At 42.7% G+C, this 15,386-nt stretch carries 26 protein-coding genes; 1 reads left to right on the plus strand and 25 read right to left on the minus strand.

All coding sequences use genetic code 11. The features are described 5' to 3' along the window. Positions 1-4: 4 nt before the first annotated feature. The 23 genes from BO18_RS04190 to rpsJ form a co-directional block, all read right to left on the minus strand. A complete protein-coding gene (locus BO18_RS04190) occupies positions 5-649 on the minus strand; it encodes an adenylate kinase (RefSeq protein ID WP_034443853.1) in 645 nt (214 codons plus the stop codon). Between the two features lie 91 nt (positions 650-740). Beyond that, the gene (secY, locus tag BO18_RS04195) at positions 741-2,060 is read right to left on the minus strand and encodes a preprotein translocase subunit SecY (protein ID WP_034443855.1); all 1,320 of its coding nucleotides are present in this window, start codon (positions 2,058-2,060) and stop codon (positions 741-743) included. Further along, the gene (rplO, locus tag BO18_RS04200) at positions 2,060-2,500 is read right to left on the minus strand and encodes a 50S ribosomal protein L15 (RefSeq protein WP_034443857.1); all 441 of its coding nucleotides are present in this window, start codon (positions 2,498-2,500) and stop codon (positions 2,060-2,062) included. The genes secY and rplO overlap by 1 nt, the downstream gene beginning before the upstream one ends. Positions 2,501-2,597: 97 nt before the next feature. Next, entirely contained in the window at positions 2,598-2,786 is a 189-nt protein-coding gene (rpmD, locus tag BO18_RS04205) for a 50S ribosomal protein L30 (RefSeq protein WP_022764368.1), read from the minus strand. A gap of 15 nt (positions 2,787-2,801) precedes the next feature. Beyond that, the gene (gene rpsE, locus BO18_RS04210; RefSeq protein WP_026652520.1) at positions 2,802-3,311 is read right to left on the minus strand and encodes a 30S ribosomal protein S5; all 510 of its coding nucleotides are present in this window, start codon (positions 3,309-3,311) and stop codon (positions 2,802-2,804) included. Positions 3,312-3,329: 18 nt separating this feature from the next. Next, entirely contained in the window at positions 3,330-3,698 is a 369-nt protein-coding gene (rplR, locus tag BO18_RS04215; RefSeq protein WP_034443860.1) for a 50S ribosomal protein L18, read from the minus strand. Positions 3,699-3,719: 21 nt separating this feature from the next. Continuing rightward, positions 3,720-4,259, minus strand: a complete 540-nt coding sequence (gene rplF, locus BO18_RS04220) for a 50S ribosomal protein L6 (protein WP_022764365.1) — start codon at positions 4,257-4,259, stop codon at positions 3,720-3,722. 15 nt (positions 4,260-4,274) lie between these two features. Then, on the minus strand, positions 4,275-4,676 hold the full coding sequence (rpsH, locus tag BO18_RS04225; RefSeq protein WP_034443862.1) for a 30S ribosomal protein S8: 402 nt from the start codon (positions 4,674-4,676) through the stop codon (positions 4,275-4,277). A 135-nt stretch (positions 4,677-4,811) separates the two neighbouring features. Further along, positions 4,812-4,997 (minus strand): type Z 30S ribosomal protein S14, encoded by a 186-nt coding sequence (locus BO18_RS04230; protein ID WP_022764364.1) that lies wholly within the window; start codon positions 4,995-4,997, stop codon positions 4,812-4,814. Positions 4,998-5,018: 21 nt separating this feature from the next. Continuing rightward, entirely contained in the window at positions 5,019-5,558 is a 540-nt protein-coding gene (gene rplE, locus BO18_RS04235; protein WP_022764363.1) for a 50S ribosomal protein L5, read from the minus strand. A gap of 22 nt (positions 5,559-5,580) precedes the next feature. Then, entirely contained in the window at positions 5,581-5,910 is a 330-nt protein-coding gene (gene rplX / locus BO18_RS04240) for a 50S ribosomal protein L24 (RefSeq protein ID WP_034443864.1), read from the minus strand. A 12-nt stretch (positions 5,911-5,922) separates the two neighbouring features. Then, on the minus strand, positions 5,923-6,291 hold the full coding sequence (gene rplN, locus BO18_RS04245) for a 50S ribosomal protein L14 (protein WP_022764361.1): 369 nt from the start codon (positions 6,289-6,291) through the stop codon (positions 5,923-5,925). A 21-nt stretch (positions 6,292-6,312) separates the two neighbouring features. After that, positions 6,313-6,567 (minus strand): 30S ribosomal protein S17, encoded by a 255-nt coding sequence (gene rpsQ / locus BO18_RS04250; RefSeq protein WP_013280005.1) that lies wholly within the window; start codon positions 6,565-6,567, stop codon positions 6,313-6,315. Positions 6,568-6,605: 38 nt separating this feature from the next. Continuing rightward, complete coding sequence (gene rpmC / locus BO18_RS04255; protein WP_034443867.1) at positions 6,606-6,815, minus strand: 50S ribosomal protein L29; 210 nt, start codon at positions 6,813-6,815, stop codon at positions 6,606-6,608. Continuing rightward, a complete protein-coding gene (gene rplP, locus BO18_RS04260; protein WP_022769978.1) occupies positions 6,812-7,243 on the minus strand; it encodes a 50S ribosomal protein L16 in 432 nt (143 codons plus the stop codon). Before rplP ends, rpmC begins: the two co-directional genes overlap by 4 nt. Further along, entirely contained in the window at positions 7,243-7,914 is a 672-nt protein-coding gene (gene rpsC / locus BO18_RS04265; protein ID WP_034443873.1) for a 30S ribosomal protein S3, read from the minus strand. Before rpsC ends, rplP begins: the two co-directional genes overlap by 1 nt. Positions 7,915-7,933: 19 nt before the next feature. Then, entirely contained in the window at positions 7,934-8,329 is a 396-nt protein-coding gene (gene rplV, locus BO18_RS04270) for a 50S ribosomal protein L22 (RefSeq protein ID WP_034443874.1), read from the minus strand. Positions 8,330-8,357: 28 nt separating this feature from the next. After that, complete coding sequence (gene rpsS, locus BO18_RS04275) at positions 8,358-8,648, minus strand: 30S ribosomal protein S19 (protein ID WP_034443877.1); 291 nt, start codon at positions 8,646-8,648, stop codon at positions 8,358-8,360. Positions 8,649-8,659: 11 nt separating this feature from the next. Beyond that, positions 8,660-9,502: a 50S ribosomal protein L2 gene (rplB, locus tag BO18_RS04280; RefSeq protein WP_034443880.1), complete on the minus strand. Its 843-nt coding sequence runs from the start codon at positions 9,500-9,502 to the stop codon at positions 8,660-8,662. A gap of 100 nt (positions 9,503-9,602) precedes the next feature. Further along, entirely contained in the window at positions 9,603-9,902 is a 300-nt protein-coding gene (rplW, locus tag BO18_RS04285) for a 50S ribosomal protein L23 (RefSeq protein ID WP_034443883.1), read from the minus strand. Continuing rightward, the gene (gene rplD / locus BO18_RS04290; protein ID WP_034443885.1) at positions 9,902-10,525 is read right to left on the minus strand and encodes a 50S ribosomal protein L4; all 624 of its coding nucleotides are present in this window, start codon (positions 10,523-10,525) and stop codon (positions 9,902-9,904) included. Before rplD ends, rplW begins: the two co-directional genes overlap by 1 nt. A 26-nt stretch (positions 10,526-10,551) precedes the next feature. Then, positions 10,552-11,235, minus strand: a complete 684-nt coding sequence (rplC, locus tag BO18_RS04295) for a 50S ribosomal protein L3 (protein ID WP_034443887.1) — start codon at positions 11,233-11,235, stop codon at positions 10,552-10,554. Positions 11,236-11,412: 177 nt separating this feature from the next. Then, a complete protein-coding gene (rpsJ, locus tag BO18_RS04300) occupies positions 11,413-11,724 on the minus strand; it encodes a 30S ribosomal protein S10 (protein WP_034443890.1) in 312 nt (103 codons plus the stop codon). A 545-nt stretch (positions 11,725-12,269) separates the two neighbouring features. Here rpsJ and BO18_RS04305 point away from each other — a divergent pair. Continuing rightward, the gene (locus tag BO18_RS04305) at positions 12,270-13,136 is read left to right on the plus strand and encodes a class I SAM-dependent methyltransferase (protein WP_034443894.1); all 867 of its coding nucleotides are present in this window, start codon (positions 12,270-12,272) and stop codon (positions 13,134-13,136) included. 64 nt (positions 13,137-13,200) lie between these two features. Here BO18_RS04305 and BO18_RS04310 read toward each other — a convergent pair whose 3' ends face one another. Continuing rightward, a complete protein-coding gene (locus BO18_RS04310; protein ID WP_081860901.1) occupies positions 13,201-13,932 on the minus strand; it encodes a GTP pyrophosphokinase in 732 nt (243 codons plus the stop codon). Positions 13,933-14,141: 209 nt separating this feature from the next. Beyond that, positions 14,142-15,377 carry an AfsR/SARP family transcriptional regulator gene (locus BO18_RS04315; protein WP_051688493.1) on the minus strand — a complete coding sequence of 412 codons (1,236 nt, stop codon included), beginning with the start codon at positions 15,375-15,377 and terminating at the stop codon, positions 14,142-14,144. Between the last annotated feature and the right edge of the window lie 9 nt (positions 15,378-15,386).

Raw genomic sequence — 15,386 nt, forward strand, 5'->3', positions numbered from 1 at the left:
TTTCTTATGCATTTAAGATGTTTACAATATCAGTGAATACTTCCTGCATATCTTTTGTACCATCGACATTCTTAAGGATATCCTTCTTGCCGTAGTACTCGATAAGAGGCTGAGTCTGCTCATGATAAACTTTAAGTCTGTTCTGTACTGTCTCAGGCTTATCGTCATCACGCTGAACAAGCTCGCTGCCACATGTATCGCAGATTCCTTCCTTCTTAGGTGGAATATGCTCAATATGATAGGTAGCACCACACTTAAGGCATGCTCTTCTTCCTGACATTCTGCGAACGATGTTCTCATCAGGAACATCTACGTTGATTGCGAAATCAACCTTGTCGCCAAGCTTTGTAAGCTCTTTGTCAAGAACATCAGCCTGTGGAATGGTACGTGGGAATCCATCAAGAACATAACCGTTCTTGCAATCATCATTAGCTACTCTGTCAAGAAGGATCTCAACTGTGAGCTCATCTGGAACAAGCTGTCCCTTATCCATGAACTCTTTTGCCTTCTTGCCAAGCTCAGTTCCGTTCTTGATGTTTGCTCTGAAAATATCTCCTGTGGAGATGTGCGGAATGTTAAACTTCTCCGCGATCATCTTAGCCTGTGTTCCTTTTCCTGCACCAGGTGCACCTAACATAATAATTTTCATACTTTAATTCGCCCTTCTCCAAAAATAATATAAGAGGTTTCAAGATCTGCGCTATGCAGACCCTTACACCTCTTATTATTGTATCACAGCTTTAGTCTTCCAGGAAACCTTTGTAATTACGTACAAGCATCTGAGATTCAATCTGCTTGATTGTCTCAAGGATAACACTTACAACGATGATAAGACTGGTACCACCAAAGGATACGCTTGCTCCAAATACACCATTGAAGAAAATAGGCAATACACCGATTATTGTGAGACCACATGCTCCAATAAAGATGATGTAGTTAAGAATGCCTGTAAGATAATCACTTGTGGGCTTTCCAGGTCTGATACCAGGGATGAATCCACCCTGCTTCTTCATATTATCTGCAATCTCAATAGGATTGAAGGTAATTGACGTATAGAAATACGCGAAGAATATCAGTAATAAGATATAAACAACAAGTCCCAGTGAATAGTTCCAGTGATTAGGGTTACACCAGTTACTCTGGTTCAAATAAGCAATGAATTTTCCCCATGCTCCTGCTCCCTGATATCCAGCCAGCTGGCTGATGATGATAGGGAACTGGAAAAGAGACATTGCAAAGATGATAGGCATAACGCCTGCAGTATTGACCTTAAGAGGGATCTCTGAACGGTTTCCACCGTATGTCTTTCTTCCCTGGATCTTCTTTGCGTACTGTACAGGAATCCTGCGCTCAGCGCCATTAAGAAGAACAACCAATACTACCATCGCAACTATTACTGCAATAATAACAACTGCTGAAACAACTCCCCTAGCAATAGGCTTTCCGAACACAAACTGCTTGAAAAGCGAGCTGATGTCTGACGGCATTCTTGAAAGAATGTTTATAGTCAGAACTATTGATATACCGTTTCCAACCCCGTTCTCGGTGATTCTCTCACCAACCCACATCAGGAATGCACTACCAGCTGTAAGAGCTGCAACAATCTGTACTACAAGGAATATGGAATGCTCTGTGAGGAATCCTGAATTCCTGTAGAATCCGATTGCCATTGCAACGGACTCGATAAGCGCCAAAGCAACTGTTATATATCTTGTCAGTGCTGTAAGCTTCTTCCTGCCATCTTCGCCGTCTTTCTGCCACTCCTCAAACTTAGGAATAGCAATAGTAAGAAGCTGAATGATGATGGAAGATGTAATGTATGGTGTGATATTGAGTGCCAGAATTGACATGTTCTCAAATGATCCACCAGTGAATCGATCCATAAAGCCAAAGGCATCACTCTCTGTAAGTCCGCTGAACCACTGCTTGAATACTGCTGTGTTCATTCCTGGAACAGGAATAGCAGATCCAAGTCTGATAACGCAAAGCATTAAGAAAGTAAACAGAATCTTAGTTCTGATATCCTTGACTTTTAATGCATTCATAAGGGATTTAAACATTAGATTACCTCTGCTGTTCCACCAAGTGCCTCGATCTTTTCCTTAGCAACTGCACTGAAAGCATTTGCCTTAACCGTAAGCTTCTTAGTAATTTCGCCGTTTCCAAGAATCTTTACTCCATCAAGCTCTTTCTTGATAAGTCCCTGATCCTTAAGTGCCTGAACATCAACAACTGCTCCATCCTCAAATACGTCAAGGGCGCTTACGTTGATTCCTACGATATTCTTGTGATTGATATTCTTGAAGCCTCTCTTAGGAAGTCTTCTGAACAGAGGCATCTGACCACCTTCGAAACCAGGTCTTGGAGCTCCTGAACGAGCCTTCTGTCCCTTGTGTCCCTTACCAGCAGTCTTGCCATTTCCTGAACCATGACCACGGCCTCTTCTAAAATTATCGCTCTGAACAGACCCTTCAGCAGGTCTTAAGTTTGATAATTCCATGATATTCCTCCTTATTATTGCCGGAACTTGATGCGCTATACGCAGCTATTAGCCACTCGCGTCATCGTAATGCAGTTCCGGATACGTTTTAATGTTATTAGATTTCCTCAACCTTAACCAGGTGTCTGATCTGCTGGATCTGACCTCTTGTTGCAGAGTTGTCAGGCAGCTCAACACTGCTGTTAAGCTTCTTAAATCCCATTGATTTTACTGTTGCTACCTGCTTAGGTACAGCGCCAATTGTGGACTTAACCAATGTGATCTTAAGTTTCTTCTCGCTTGCCATTGATTTTTCCTCCTATTATGCGGTAACTTCTGCTACTGACTTACCGCGCTTTGCTGCTACCTCTTCAGGTGTCTTCAACTGAGCAAGTCCATTGATTGTAGCATAAACAACGTTCTGCTTGTTGTTTGAACCAAGTGACTTTGTTCTGATGTTTCTGATACCTGCAAGCTCACATACAGAACGAGCAGGACCACCAGCGATGATACCAGTTCCTTCAGGTGATCTCTTAAGAAGAACCTCGGCTGAACCGAACTTTCCTACGAAATCATGTGTGATACTGTTGTTCTCATCAAGAGGAACAGTAATAAGGTTCTTAGTAGCATCCTCTTTACCCTTACGGATAGCATCTGGGATTTCAGTTGACTTACCCAGACCAACACCAACGTGTCCATTGTTGTCACCAACAACTACAAGGGCTGTGAACTTCATGTTACGTCCACCTTTAACAACCTTTGTAACACGCTTGATGGTTACAACTTTATCTGTTAATTCCAGCTGACTTGCATCAACGATATTACGCTTCATTTGTGATAATCTCCCTTCTTAGAATTCAAGGCCAGCTTCTCTGGCAGCATCTGCGAGAGCCTTTACCTTACCGTGATAGATGTATCCGCCTCTGTCAAAAACAACGGCTTTGATACCCTTTTCTAATGCTCTCTTTGCTACAACATCACCGATCTTTGATGCTGCTTCAATGTCATCAGTATTCTTAAGCTCAGCCTTGATATCCTTCTCAAGAGTTGAAGCAGATACAAGTGTCTTGCCATTTACATCATCAATAACCTGTGCGTAAACGTGGTTATTGCTTCTGAACACTGCGAGCCTTGGTCTCTCAGCTGTACCGCTGAAACGATTACGGATTCTCATGTGCTTCTTAGCACGAACTTTTGATCTTGATTCCTTACTAACCATTTTGCACTCTCCTTATCTCAATTATTTCTTACCGGTCTTACCAACTTTACGTCTGATAACTTCATCAGCATACTTGATACCCTTGCCCTTATATGGCTCTGGAGCTCTCTTTTCTCTGATGATTGCAGCGTGCTGGCCAACCGCCTCTTTGTCAATTCCCTTAACTGTGATTGTCTGTCCCTCTACAACTGTCTCAACTCCTTCAGGATCAACAAGCTCTACAGGGTGTGAATAACCAAGTGTCAGAGAGAGTGTCTTACCATTCTTTGCAGCTCTGTAACCTACACCGTTTACCTCAAGTTTCTTCTCGAAACCATCTGTTACACCAACAACCATGTTGTTGAGAAGGCTTCTTGAAAGACCATGTAATGCTCTTGTCTTCTTCTGGTCATCAGGTCTCTTAACCTCGATCTGACCATTCTCCTGCTCAAAAGAAATCTCTGCAGGGAAAACTCTTGTAAGGGTTCCCTTAGGTCCCTTTACAGTCACCTTATTATTTTCTGCAACTTCTACTGTTACACCAGCAGGAACTGCGATTGGCATTTTTCCAATTCGTGACATGCCCGTACCTCCAATTTACCAAATGAATGCAAGAACTTCGCCGCCAACCTGGAGCTCTCTTGCCTTTTTATCAGTTACAACGCCCTGGTTTGTAGAAATGATTGCAATACCAAGACCGCCTAATACTCTAGGAAGCTCATCCTTGCCTGCGTATACACGAAGACCAGGCTTTGAGATTCTCTTAAGACCAGTGATAACCTTATCGTTTCTGTCAGCACCGTACTTAAGTGTGATGTGAAGGTTCTTGAAAGAACCATCTTCAACAACGTCAAGCTTCTTAATATAGCCCTCTTCAAGAAGGATGTTTGCGATTGCAAGCTTCATCTTTGAAGAAGGAACATCAACAGTGTCATGCTTTGCAGTGTTTGCGTTACGAATTCTTGTAAGCATATCTGCAATAGGATCATTCATTGCCATTTTATATTTGCCTCCTTAATTATTTTTGCTTCGCCTTACTACTCCCCAAATTGAGCAGAGACACGAAGCCGCAATGTGTGATTAAAACAGTTAAAAAATTTATCCTGTGACCCCCATCCCAGGGTCACAAAGAAATTACCAAGATGCCTTACGAACACCAGGGATCTCGCCCTTATATGCAAGCTCACGGAAGCAAATTCTGCAGATTCCGTACTTTCTAAGATAAGCATGAGGACGACCGCAGATCTTACAACGGTTATAAGCACGTGTAGAGAACTTTGGTTTCATCTGCTGTTTCAACTTCATGGATAATTTAGCCATTGTGTCTATTTCCCTCCTTAATTACTTTGCAAAAGGCATATTGAACAGTGTGAGAAGCTCACGAGCCTCTTCATCTGTCTTAGCTGTTGTAGTGAAAATGATGTCCATACCTCTTGTCTTATCAATCTTGTCGTACTCGATCTCAGGGAAGATAAGCTGCTCCTTGATACCAAGAGCGTAGTTTCCTCTTCCGTCGAAAGAGTTAGGATTGATTCCTCTGAAGTCACGTACACGAGGAAGAGCCAGGTTTACGAGACGATCAAGGAAATCGTACATCTTATCACCACGGAGTGTAACCTTACATCCGATAGGCATACCCTCTCTTAACTTGAAGTTAGCGATTGACTTCTTAGCCTTTGTGATAACAGGCTTCTGACCAGAAATAATAGTCATATCGTTTGCAGCGTTCTCAAGAAGCTTAGCATTCTCCTTTGCTTCTCCAACACCCATATTGATAACGATCTTGTCGAGCTTTGGAACTTCCATTACATTCTTGTAACCGAACTTCTTTGTCATAGCATCAACGATCTCATTCTTGTATAAATCCTTATATCTACTCAACGTCTTTACCTCCTTTCCTTAATCAGTCGATAACCTCGCCAGTCTTCTTAGCGACGCGGTTCTTCTTAACTACCTTACCATTCTCATCCTTCTCAACCTTGAAGCCGATCTTGGTAGGCTTTCCTTTGTGAAGATAAACAACGTTTGAGATGTCGAGAGCAGCTTCTCTCTCAACGATTCCGCCGTTAGGATTCTTTGCTGATGGCTTCTCGTGTATTGTAGCCTTGTTAAGACCCTCTACAACAACCTTACCATTCTTTGCATCAACAGAAAGAACCTTGCCTTCCTTATTGAGCTCTTTACCAGCGATAACTCTTACTGTATCGCCCTTCTTGATCTTACTTGTTGACATCTAGGCGCCTCCTTATAATACTTCAGGAGCAAGAGAAAGGATCTTCATGAATTTCTTCTCACGAAGCTCTCTAGCTACTGGTCCAAAAATACGTGTTCCCTTAGGCGTACCATCTTCATTGATAACAACAGCAGCGTTCTCATCAAATCTGATGTAGGAACCGTCCTTACGACGTGTCTCTTTTACAGTACGAACGACAACAGCCTTTACAACATCACCCTTCTTTACAACTCCACCGGGTGTTGCCTCTTTTACAGATGCAACGATTGTGTCGCCGATTCTCGCATATCTTCTTGTAGATCCACCCATAACACGGATTGTCAGGAGCTCTTTAGCGCCTGTGTTATCAGCGACCCTAAGTCTACTTTCCTGCTGAATCATGATATTTCTCCTTCTTTCGAATTACTTTGCACGTTCAATAATGGATACAAGTCTCCATCTCTTATCCTTGGAGATTGGCTTTGTCTCCATGACCTTAACTGTGTCACCAATGCGGCACTCGTTGTTCTCGTCATGAGCCTTAAGCTTATATGTTCTCTTCACGATCTTCTTGTAAAGAGGATGCTTAACATGGTCCTCAATGGAAACTGTGATGGTCTTATCCATCTTATCGCTTGTTACTTTTCCAACACGCGTTTTTCTTAAATTTCTTTCCACGATCTATTTCTCCTTTTTTAATCGAAGCTTGCTTTGGCTTAGTTAGCTGCCTTAGCATTCTGTGTGATTACAGTCTGGATTCTTGCAATATTTCTTCTTACTTCTTTGATTCTTGCTGTATTATCCAGCTGGTTTGTAGCGTTCTGGAATTTCAAGTTGAAAAGTTCCTTCTTTGCTGAAACAAGCTCTGTCTGAAGCTCTTCAGCTGATTTAGCCATAAGCTCTGTTACATACTTATTTGTCTTCATTTAGATACACCGCCTTCCAAATCAGCCTTTGAAACGATCTTGCACTTGCAAGGAAGCTTGTGTGTCGCAAGACGAAGAGCTTCTCTCGCATCGGCCTCGGCAACTCCACCGATTTCGAACATTACACGACCAGGCTTAACAACAGCTACCCATCTGTCAGTTGCACCCTTACCGGAACCCATACGTGTTCCAAGAGGCTTTAATGTGATAGGCTTGTCAGGGAAAATCTTGATCCAAACCTGACCACCACGCTTGATGAAACGTGTCATAGCTACACGGGCTGCCTCAATCTGGTTTGAATTGATCCAGCAAGGCTCAAGCGCAACAATTCCGTACTCACCATAAGTGATTGTATTACCACGAGTAATTTTATGAGCCATTGAACCGCGGAACTGCTTGCGGTGCTTAACTCTCTTTGGCATTAACATTATTTATCGCTCCCTTCCTTATCTGAATTCTCACCGGCCTTGGTTGGAAGAACCTCACCCTTGTAGATCCATACCTTTACACCAACCTTACCGTAGGTTGTATCTGCTTCAGCAAAACCATAATCGATATCTGCTCTAAGTGTCTGAAGAGGAATTGTTCCCTCGCTGTAGAACTCTGAACGAGCGATATCAGCACCGCCGAGACGGCCAGAGCAGCATGCCTTGATACCAAGTGCATCTGTCTTCATTGTTCTGCTCATGCATGACTTCATTGCTCTTCTGAATGATACACGGTTCTCAAGCTGCTGAGCGATGTTCTCTGCAACAAGCTGTGCATCCTTATCAGGCTTCTTGATCTCTTTGATATCAACAAGAACCTTCTTATCTGTGAGCTTTGAAAGCTCCTTCTTTGTTACCTCAATCTCAGCACCGCCCTTACCGATTACTACACCGGGCTTAGCTGTGTATACGATAACCTTAACTCTGTCTGATGCTCTCTCGATCTCGATCTTAGAAACACCAGCAGCATATAACTTCTTCTTCAGAAATTTTCTGATATTGTAATCTTCTACCAGATTGTTAGCGAAATCTGTTGACTCAGCATACCACTTTGAATCCCAGTCAGCGATAACACCAACTCTAAGGCCATGAGGATTAACTTTCTGTCCCATTACTTGGTTCTCCTTTCAATTATCTCTCGTCCAATACAACAGTCAGATGACTCATTCTCTTGTTGATTCTGTAAGCTCTGCCCTGTGCTCTAGGCTGAATTCTCTTCATGATAGGGCCGTTGCTTGCTGTGCACTCAGCAACATAGAGATTTGATCTGTTCATACCTTTGTTGTTCTCAGCATTTGCTACAGCGCTGTTAAGAAGCTTGTAGATTACGCTTGATGCATATCTTGGATTGTACTGAAGGATTGCAAGTGCAGTCTCAACATCCTTTCCTCTGATAGCGTCCATTACGAAGCATGCCTTCTGAACTGGTATTCTAGCGTAAGATAACTTAGCAAAAGGTCTTGTTTCTCTATTGTCACGATTTCTGTTTCTCTTTATTTGTGATCTATGCTTAATTTCCTTTTCCACGTAAGTAGACCTCCTTTCATTGAATCAATTAGTTTATGCTGCTCTTTCTCTCAACGGGAGAATTTCCAGCATGTCCTTTGAAGGTTCTTGTAGGAACAAACTCACCGAGCTTGTGTCCAACCATATCTTCAGTAACATATACAGGAATATGCTTTCTTCCGTCATGAACAGCGATTGTGTGTCCAACAAAAGACGGGAAAATTGTAGAACGACGTGACCAGGTCTTTACTATCTGCTTCTGGCCCTCTGCGTTCATAGCATCTATCTTCTTTAACAGGCTTGCGTCTGCAAAAGGTCCCTTTTTAAGTGATCTAGACATTTTATTCCTCCTTATTTGATGGCTTTACCGTTTCTTCTTCTTACAATCAGCTTGTTAGAAGCCTTCTTAGCCTTACGTGTCTTGTAACCAAGAGCAGGCTTACCCCAAGGTGTGCTAGGACCAGAACGTCCGATAGGAGCTCTTCCTTCTCCACCACCGTGTGGATGGTCGTTAGGGTTCATAACAGACCCACGAACTGTAGGACGTACACCCATGTGACGGATACGACCGGCTTTACCATAGTTGATAAGGTTGTGATCACCATTTCCTACAACACCGATTGTTGCTCTGCACTCGATAGGAACCATTCTCATCTCGCCTGAAGGAAGACGAAGTGTTGCATACTTACCTTCTTTAGCCATGAGCTGAGCTGCGTTACCAGCTGAACGAACCATCTGGCCACCCTTTCCAGGATAGAGCTCGACGTTGTGTACGTTTTCACCGACAGGGATCTGTGAAAGTGGGAGGCAGTTACCAACACGGATTTCTGCGTTAGCACCGTTCATAACTGTCATTCCATCTGTTAATCCGTTAGGTGCAAGGATGTAAGCCTTTGTGCCATCCTCGTACTGGATAAGTGCGATATTTGCTGATCTGTTAGGATCATACTCAATTCCGATAACCTTTGCAGGCATATCGTCCTTGTTTCTCTTGAAATCGATAATTCTGTACTTAACTCTTCCACCGCATCCACGATGTCTTACTGTGATCTTACCCTGATTGTTACGACCAGCTTTGCTGTTCTTAGAAACAACAAGTGACTTCTCAGGAGTTGACTTTGTGATCTCTGAAAAATCAGATCCAGTCATGTTTCTTCTGGATGGGGTATATGGGCCGTATTTCTTAATTCCCATGATTCATTTCTCCTTTTAAATTTATCACGTGACTAGTGATACTCACTTGAATCCCGGACTCTTATATTAAGGATTCGCACGTATAGTTATTAGTTATAAATTAGAGTCCCTGGAAGATCTCGATGTCCTTGCTGTCCTCTGTGAGCTGAACAATTGCCTTCTTAGTCTTTGCTGTGAAGCCGATTGTCATTCCACGTCTTTTTCTCTTACCGTCAGCGTTGAGGGTGTTTACCTTAGCAACCTTTGTTCCCTCGAACATCTTCTCTACAGCTTCCTTGATCTGTGTCTTGTTAGCCTCAGGATTAACAAGGAAAGTGTACTTCTTATCAGCCATTGCGTTCATGCTCTTCTCTGTAAGAACAGGCTTAAGGATTACGTCATAATACTGTAATGCTGCCATTAGCAATACACCTCCTCTATCTTAGCAACTGCGTCCTTTGTAAGAACCAGTGTTCTAGCGTTTACGATATCATAAACATTAAGTGTGTTTGTAAGTGTTGTGTTAGCCTCTGCAAGGTTTCTAGCTGAAAGTACTACGTTCTGATCGTTGTCAGCAAGTACTACAAGAGCCTTACGTGTAGCCTTGAGGTTGTTCATAACCTCTGCGAATCTCTTTGTCTTGATCTCATCAAACTTGAGCTCGTCAACAACGATAAGGTTGCCTGCCTGAGCCTTGTCTGTAAGTGCAGACTTAAGAGCTGCTCTCTTCTCCTTCTTGTTCATCTTGAAAGAGTAATCTCTTGGAACTGGAGCGAATACAACTCCGCCGCCCTTCCACTGAGGAGCTCTGATAGATCCCTGTCTAGCATGACCTGTTCCCTTCTGTCTCCAAGGCTTTCTTCCGCCTCCGGAAACTTCAGAACGTGTCTTTGCTTTCTGTGTACCCTGACGGTTGTCAGCAAGCTGCTGAAGAACTGCCATGTGTACGAGATGTTCATTTACTTCAACTCCGAAGATAGCATCGCTTAAGTCGAGCTTGCCAACTTCTTTGCCTTCCATATTGTAAACAGATACATTAGCCATCTGTATGGTCCTCCTTTCGCGTTCTATTAGTTCTCAACCTTTACGGTTTCCTTGATAGCAACAAGTCCCTTCTTAGGTCCAGGAATAGCGCCCTTTACAAGAATAAGATTCTTGTCTGCATCTACTCTAACAACCTCAAGATTCTGAACTGTTACTTTTACGCTGCCCATGTGACCAGGCATTCCCTTGCCCTTGAATACGCGGCTAGGATCTGAACTGGAACCATTAGAACCCTGATGACGGTGGAACTTGGAACCGTGTGCCATAGGTCCTCTGTGCTGACCATTCTTCTTAATAGCACCCTGGAAGCCTTTTCCCTTTGAAACAGCTGTTGCATCAATCTTGTCGCCTTCAGCGAAGATATCAGCCTTGATCTCAGCGCCAAGTGCATACTCTGCAGCATTCTCGAACTTGAACTCTCTTACATATCTCTTGCAAGAAACTCCAGCCTTCTTGAAATGTCCCTGCTCAGCCTTTGTAGCGCCATGACGATGGTAGATTGTCTTGTTTCCGTTCTTGTCCTTGTTAACAACCTTTTCCTTCTTGTCAACAAATCCAACCTGAACAGCGCTGTAACCATCGTTCTCAACTGTCTTGATCTGTGTTACTACGCATGGTCCTGCCTGAAGAACAGTTACAGGAACCAGTGAACCATCTTCTTTGAAGATCTGGGTCATTCCGACCTTAGTAGCTAAAATAGCTTTCTTCATGTGTTTTTTACCTCCTTATTACGTCTACAGCGGATGCTTACTTCATTCGCAATGTCGCTTTAATTGCCTTCGCAACGTTTTGGCAATTCTCCAGTTTCACGGCATCATGCGTCTCGCATCATACTAGTAGAGGTGAATTGATTGTTTCTATTTATGATCAAGCGATACGGGTTTATATCACTTCATCTTTATGTTTATAGCCACACCTGCAGGCATCTCGAGTCTCTGAAGAGCCTCAACTGTCTTTGATGTAGGTGTGATGATATCGATCAGTCTCTTGTGAGTTCTCTGCTCGAACTGCTCTCTGGAATCCTTATACTTGTGAACCGCTCTAAGAATTGTTACAACTTCCTTTTTAGTAGGAAGAGGTACTGGTCCACTAACCTGAGATCCGTTCTTCTTGACTGTCTCGATGATCTTCTTGGCAGATGCATCAACAAGCTGATGATCATAAGCCTTAAGTGTAATTCTCATTACCTGATTTGCCATAAAAAAAGTCGCCTCCTTTTCGCACTTTTTGAATTAAGTACGACAAGCGGTGACTGTACACTCTCCCGTGTGTGTCCCGACCCTCATCACAAAGTAAGGCTCTGGAACTCTTAACACGTCGTTTCTGCCTTGGGTTAGTCGGCAGACTTCAATTTACTGTACAGTGACTTGTCGTCAGTTTGGTTGGCCATTATTCCGGCCTCTAGACATTCGCTCCACGGAAAACCTGCTTAACTGGATAAAGCAGCAACCTCACGCTTCATAGCTATCATGTCACAGCGTTTGTTAGTATAAAACATATTTTGTGCATTTGCAACAACTTTTTGAAAATTAATCAGTTTTATCCCAAAATCAGCGTTTTACAACTATTTTTCTTGATGTATTTTAATCTCTTATGGTTTTCTATTACCATTTTCCCGTCAATATATTACAATACATGGTGCATTTTTACCAAAAGACCTTTTTGATATTACCACATTACTATGGTTATAACCATTTAATTACTGTAAACTATTATTAAATTACTATATATAAGAGGATTAACTATGTGGATTGCAGACAATTGGAAAGACTATGAAGTCATAGATACATCAGCCGGAGAAAAGCTTGAGCGCTGGGGAGACTACTTCCTGGTTCGCCCGGACCCTCAGGTAATATGGAACACTGATAAGAATCACTTCGGCTGGAAGAAACCCAACGGCCATTACCACCGCAGCAACAAGGGCGGCGGCGAATGGGAATTCAACAAGCTTCCTGAGGAATGGTCCATCACCTACAGGGATCTCACCTTTAATCTGAAGCCCTTTAGCTTCAAGCACACAGGTCTTTTCCCTGAACAGGCAACTAACTGGGATTGGTTTTCTTCTATAATAAAGGAAGCAGATCGTCCGGTTAAGGTCCTTAACCTTTTTGCCTACACAGGAGGAGCTACAGTATCAGCTGCAAAGGCCGGTGCCAGTGTCACACACGTTGATGCCTCCAAGGGTATGGTTACCTGGGCAAAAGAAAATGCTGCCACATCAGGACTTACGGATGCTCCTATCAGGTATCTTGTGGACGACTGTGTTAAGTTTGTAGAAAGAGAAATCCGCAGAGGAAACAAATACGACGGAATAATAATGGATCCTCCTTCCTACGGAAGAGGACCCAAAGGAGAAATCTGGAAAATAGAAGAAAGTGTATTCCCATTTATCAAGCTCACATCACAGCTCCTTTCGGATACACCTCTTTTCTTCCTTATAAATTCATATACAACAGGTCTTCAGCCTGCAGTTCTTTCATATATGCTCCACACTGTTCTTGACCCTATCCATAAAGGAAAGGTAGAGGCCGAGGAGATAGGACTTCCGGTTAAGAGCAACGGTCTTATTCTTCCCTGCGGAGCAAGCGGTCGTTGGACATCGATTAACTAATATCTTTCATTATATAAAGAAAGGATGTACCCCATATCGGGATACATCCTTTTTAGTTTCAGCATCATTCATCTGTTGCATCAATCTTTTCCCTGATCTGCTGCATTCTCATATCAATCTGATTTATGAGATCTGCACTGAACTTCAGGTCCTCACTAATAACCTCGGCATTTTCAATATCTTTTTTGTACTTCATCTTATGCTCTAAACTTGCCCAGAAGTCCATTGCGATAGTTCTGAACTGTACCTCAACCTTCATGTATTCCTTCTCTTTTGTAAGGAAAATAGGAATCTCAATGATCAGGTGAAGGCTTCTGTAACCACTGTTCTTAGGCTTTCTGATATAGTCCTTTTTCTGAAGGACCTTAATATCATCCTGCTTAGCCAGACAGTCTGCCAACATATAGATGTCATCAACAAAGGAGCAAATAACCCTGATACCTGCTATATCTGAAAGATTCTCGTTGATATTATCAACGGTAAAATCCACGCCCTTACTAAGAAGTTTGTTGTAGATACTAACAGGAGTCTTAATTCTCATCTTGATGGCTTCAATAGGATTTCTCTTATTGCTAAGAGCAAGTTCCTTATTAAGTACATCAAGCTTGGTCCGTACCTGAGATAACGCACAGTCATATTTCATCATGAGGAGTTGGAACTCCTCGCTCTGCTCTCTCTTTTTTAGGAGTCGTTCAACGTCCCCCTGGGTTAATTCTTCCGGATTGTAGCCTCCGTTTGCTCCGCCTGGTATAGAGGTAAAGTTCATGCCGCTGTAGTCCTGGTGCTCTACTGCCATAAACTCACTTCCTTTCTGTATTTCCTCGAATACATTATACCTCTTTTCTCCAAAAGTTATGTGAACAGAATATTAAGTTTTTGTAATGGAAACAAATTTTTTTCGCGTTATGATTTGACATGAAAAATCCGCATGACATCTGTGTGCCACACGGATTTTTCTCCTCATAAAAAAACCACAATCCCCTCTATTTGACAAATCAATCTTTGTCACTTTGCTTCAGCCAATCTATCAGGCAGATCAGCAAGCGAAACCACACTATATTCCAGCTCGGTTCTCGGTCCGGCAAGAAGCTTGAACTTTGTGAGAACACGTCTGTATACTGTCTTGCAGCTCTCCTTGTTGGTTCCTACCAAAAGAAGCAGGAACTGGGATGCTGAATACTTACAATAGGTATCTCCCTGTCTCAAGGTCAAAGAGATTGCCTCCTGAAGAAGCTTAGCTCTTGTCTCAAGCTTGGCAGCGTTGGTAATTCTTTTACCTTCGTAGTCCACAATGTTAAGAAGCATCATGTAAACTGACTGTCCGCTTCTTTGCATATTGCGACTTAAGATATGATACGCATCGATGAAGCTTGGGAAAGAACAATCATATGCGCCATGATCGTCTCCGGCAACTGCGTCACGGTGTTCAAGAATTCCATCTCTGATCTGAAGGATCTTGCCAGGAGTATTCGTGATCTGACGACTCATCTTGTCATAACACTCCAGCAGATCATTGCTGGGAGTAACTCCAAGTTCATCAGTATAATATCTTACTGTCTCGTCATAAACCGCGTAGGCATCCTTGTAGGATTCCATTCCGATGAGGGCATTTATCTCACCGATCTGCCATTCATCATCGGGATAAAGCTCTGCTGCTTTCTTGTACACGCGGTACATGGCATCAAAATCTTTTCTCTTTTCATAGTATGTACCAAGTGCAACTACCGCCTCGGCATACATCTTCTGGAGCTTAACGCTTTTTACTATGAGCCATTCGGATGTGGCAAGTTCCGGCAGTATCTCTGCACGATACTCATCAAAGGCAGCCTTGTAATACTTTACGCTTTCAACTTCTTCCTCTGTCTCCCTGGCCTTCTCAACATTCTCAGTAAATCTCAGAACATCTGAATCGATTATCACTTGATCATCGGTAAAGAAAACGCCATCCTTATTGACAATGTAATCAAGATCAGGAAGGCCTGACTTCTTTAACTGCTTGTGCATCTGATAGATAAGATTGTTAAAGCTGTTGCTTAAGTTAGACTGTTCTTCTCTATCATAAAGGATACTGGTAAGTTGATCCTTCTGTATTCCAGAACTTCCGCTTAACCAAACCATCTCAAGAAGCTGGATGTATTTTGCAGTCTTGTTTTTGCCGATGGATATATTTTTTCCTTCGTACGTAATGGCAAGTCCACCAAACATATTCACTTGAATAGTAGCTTTAGTACCCAGTCCCATAACGTCTAC

The organism is Butyrivibrio sp. AE2032 (assembly GCF_000702965.1).

What these genes read in the sequence shown, in the direction of transcription:
- rpsJ (WP_034443890.1), bottom strand. Translation starts at nt 11,724, where the DNA reads ATGGCAAATCAGGTAATGAGAATTACACTTAAGGCTTATGATCATCAG.
- rplD (WP_034443885.1), bottom strand. Translation starts at nt 10,525, where the DNA reads ATGGCTAATGTATCTGTTTACAATATGGAAGGCAAAGAAGTTGGCAAG.
- secY (WP_034443855.1), bottom strand. Translation starts at nt 2,060, where the DNA reads ATGTTTAAATCCCTTATGAATGCATTAAAAGTCAAGGATATCAGAACT.
- rpsE (WP_026652520.1), bottom strand. Translation starts at nt 3,311, where the DNA reads ATGAAGCGTAATATCGTTGATGCAAGTCAGCTGGAATTAACAGATAAA.
- rplF (WP_022764365.1), bottom strand. Translation starts at nt 4,259, where the DNA reads ATGTCACGAATTGGAAAAATGCCAATCGCAGTTCCTGCTGGTGTAACA.
- BO18_RS04315 (WP_051688493.1), bottom strand. Translation starts at nt 15,377, where the DNA reads ATGGGACTGGGTACTAAAGCTACTATTCAAGTGAATATGTTTGGTGGA.
- rpsS (WP_034443877.1), bottom strand. Translation starts at nt 8,648, where the DNA reads ATGTCTAGATCACTTAAAAAGGGACCTTTTGCAGACGCAAGCCTGTTA.
- BO18_RS04190 (WP_034443853.1), bottom strand. Translation starts at nt 649, where the DNA reads ATGAAAATTATTATGTTAGGTGCACCTGGTGCAGGAAAAGGAACACAG.
- rplX (WP_034443864.1), bottom strand. Translation starts at nt 5,910, where the DNA reads ATGTCAACAAGTAAGATCAAGAAGGGCGATACAGTAAGAGTTATCGCT.
- rpmD (WP_022764368.1), bottom strand. Translation starts at nt 2,786, where the DNA reads ATGGCAAGCGAGAAGAAACTTAAGATCACATTGGTTAAGTCCACAATT.
- BO18_RS04305 (WP_034443894.1), top strand. Translation starts at nt 12,270, where the DNA reads ATGTGGATTGCAGACAATTGGAAAGACTATGAAGTCATAGATACATCA.
- rpmC (WP_034443867.1), bottom strand. Translation starts at nt 6,815, where the DNA reads ATGAAGACAAATAAGTATGTAACAGAGCTTATGGCTAAATCAGCTGAA.
- rplC (WP_034443887.1), bottom strand. Translation starts at nt 11,235, where the DNA reads ATGAAGAAAGCTATTTTAGCTACTAAGGTCGGAATGACCCAGATCTTC.
- rpsH (WP_034443862.1), bottom strand. Translation starts at nt 4,676, where the DNA reads ATGGCAATGAATGATCCTATTGCAGATATGCTTACAAGAATTCGTAAC.
- rplO (WP_034443857.1), bottom strand. Translation starts at nt 2,500, where the DNA reads ATGGAATTATCAAACTTAAGACCTGCTGAAGGGTCTGTTCAGAGCGAT.
- rplR (WP_034443860.1), bottom strand. Translation starts at nt 3,698, where the DNA reads ATGGTTAGTAAGGAATCAAGATCAAAAGTTCGTGCTAAGAAGCACATG.
- BO18_RS04310 (WP_081860901.1), bottom strand. Translation starts at nt 13,932, where the DNA reads ATGGCAGTAGAGCACCAGGACTACAGCGGCATGAACTTTACCTCTATA.
- rpsC (WP_034443873.1), bottom strand. Translation starts at nt 7,914, where the DNA reads ATGGGACAGAAAGTTAATCCTCATGGCCTTAGAGTTGGTGTTATCGCT.
- BO18_RS04230 (WP_022764364.1), bottom strand. Translation starts at nt 4,997, where the DNA reads ATGGCTAAATTATCCATGAAGTTGAAACAGCAGATGAAACCAAAGTTC.
- rplB (WP_034443880.1), bottom strand. Translation starts at nt 9,502, where the DNA reads ATGGGAATTAAGAAATACGGCCCATATACCCCATCCAGAAGAAACATG.
- rplN (WP_022764361.1), bottom strand. Translation starts at nt 6,291, where the DNA reads ATGATTCAGCAGGAAAGTAGACTTAGGGTCGCTGATAACACAGGCGCT.
- rplP (WP_022769978.1), bottom strand. Translation starts at nt 7,243, where the DNA reads ATGTTAATGCCAAAGAGAGTTAAGCACCGCAAGCAGTTCCGCGGTTCA.
- rplW (WP_034443883.1), bottom strand. Translation starts at nt 9,902, where the DNA reads ATGGCAGCATTACAGTATTATGACGTAATCCTTAAGCCTGTTCTTACA.